Annotated in this window: 1 pseudogene; it reads right to left on the bottom strand. The window is 42.7% G+C overall.

The features are described 5' to 3' along the window. Positions 1–231 (bottom strand): annotated as a pseudogene (locus ACYVRA_RS08275) (isoamylase); the annotation flags it as partial. Positions 232–586 lie beyond the last annotated feature (355 nt).

Here is a 586-nt window from a genome sequence, read left to right as displayed (position 1 = left end):
AAACCAGTATGTATAGGCGAAATTCTCATGGGCAAAGGCAATTCCTACCCTTCTTAGGCTTGTATCGGCGGTAAAAATAATAAAATCCCTATAAATTACCGGTGTTCCGGGACCAGGTAAGGTCAATAAACGTTCAACTAGCTCATAACTTTCCCAGTCGGCAGCCCTTGCGGCAGACAGCGCAAAAGAGGAAATCATCGCTAAAAGAATAAAAACCCTAATCCTTTTCATACATTCTTTACAATTATCGGTCGATATATAATTATCTTAATATGCCTTCATTAAACGCGCTGGGGCAGTTTAAGTCCTCCTTTAATAATATCGCTTACGAGAAAGCCGATATTGAATCCCTATAACTGCCTTTTGACGATTTAAAGCTTCCGACAACAGAAGCGCCTCCTTTTGAATTTAATAGAAATGAAGCCCAACCCGCTGATGTCCCAATAGACGACGCGGGCGGCACAGATAATTTTGATGTTAATCAGTTCCTAAACGATCTTCCCGGCGGTGATAACTCGCCGCCTCTTGATATGCCCGCAGGCGGCGCAGTGTCCGCTCTTGATGATTTTCTAAAAGATATAAACTC

Source organism: Treponema sp. R8-4-B8, from assembly GCF_054786175.1.
This window is presented reverse-complemented; position numbering and strand designations above follow the sequence as displayed.